This is a genomic window from Rhizobium ecuadorense (assembly GCF_001187535.1).
Classification (GTDB): Bacteria; Pseudomonadota; Alphaproteobacteria; order Rhizobiales; family Rhizobiaceae; genus Rhizobium; species Rhizobium ecuadorense.
This window is the reverse complement of the sequence record NZ_LFIO01000253.1, coordinates 1-1,047: the sequence shown is the minus strand read 5'-3', so window position 1 is coordinate 1,047 and position 1,047 is coordinate 1. Positions and strand designations below refer to the sequence as shown.

The window sequence follows — 1,047 nt, the reverse complement described above, 5'->3', positions numbered from 1 at the left end:
CTAGAGCAGGTCCTGCGATCGATGAATCGAATGTGAGGTGACGTAGCGAGCCGCATCTGATTCAACATCCACAGCGAAGAGGTGGATGATGGCACAGGCACTGAGCGATGATCTTCGATTACGGGTAGTGAAGGCGTCTGCGTCGGGTATGTCTGCACGGCAGGCCGCAGCTCGGTTCGGAGTTGGGATTTCAACGGCGATCCGCTGGATCGCAAGAGCGAAAGAGGGTGAACTGACGTCGCGGCCGCAAGGCTGGCGACGACCATCGGCGCTGGATGCACACGAGGCATTTGTCGTCGCACTGATCGAAGACCGTAAGGACGTGACGCTCGATGAAATGGTCGGGCGCTTGTTCGCCGAGCGGCAGGTGAAGATCAGCCGGAGTGCACTTGGCGCCTGGCTACGAGGCCGCGGCTGGACGTTTAAAAAAAGACCGCACATGCACTGGAGCAAGACCGGCCGGATGTCCTGAAGCGCCGGCGCATCTGGTTTGATGGTCAGCTCGATCTCGATCCGGAGAAGCTGATCTTCATCGATGAAACTGGCCTTTCGACGAAGATGGCACGTCTGCGCGGACGTGCACTTCGAGGCGAACGATGCCGAGCCGGCGTGCCACATGGGCATTGGAAAACAACGACCTTCACCGGAGCGTTGCGCCTTACGGGAATGACCGCACCGTTTGTCTACGACGGCGCGATGAACGGTAACGTCTTTCTGGCCTATATCGAGCAGGTGTTGCTGCCGACCCTTCAGACTGGTGACGTTGTGGTCATGGATAACCTCCCAGCTCACAAGACAGCCGGTGTGCGCGACGCAATCGAGCGCGCTGGCGCTACGCTCATGTTCCTTCCACCCTATAGTCCCGACTTCAACCCCATCGAAAACGCCTTCTCGAAACTGAAAGCCATGTTGCGCGGCAGGGCGGAGAGGAAGATCGACGCCCTATGGGACGCAGTCGGCGCTTTGATACCCCGCTTCACTCCTGCAGAATGCGCCAACTACTTCAGGGCTGCCGGATATGACCCGGATTGAACAGGATCTGCTCTA

The 1,047-nt window shown here is 58.6% G+C and carries 1 protein-coding gene; it reads left to right on the top strand.

Going from position 1 to position 1,047, the window contains the following annotated elements:
* Nucleotides 1–88: 88 nt before the first annotated feature.
* A protein-coding gene (locus tag AF337_RS39780; RefSeq protein ID WP_244471190.1) for an IS630 family transposase occupies nucleotides 89–1,032 on the top strand; the annotation gives its coding sequence in 2 pieces (ribosomal slippage) (nucleotides 89–425 and nucleotides 425–1,032; 945 coding nt in all).
* The last annotated feature ends 15 nt before the right edge of the window (nucleotides 1,033–1,047 follow it).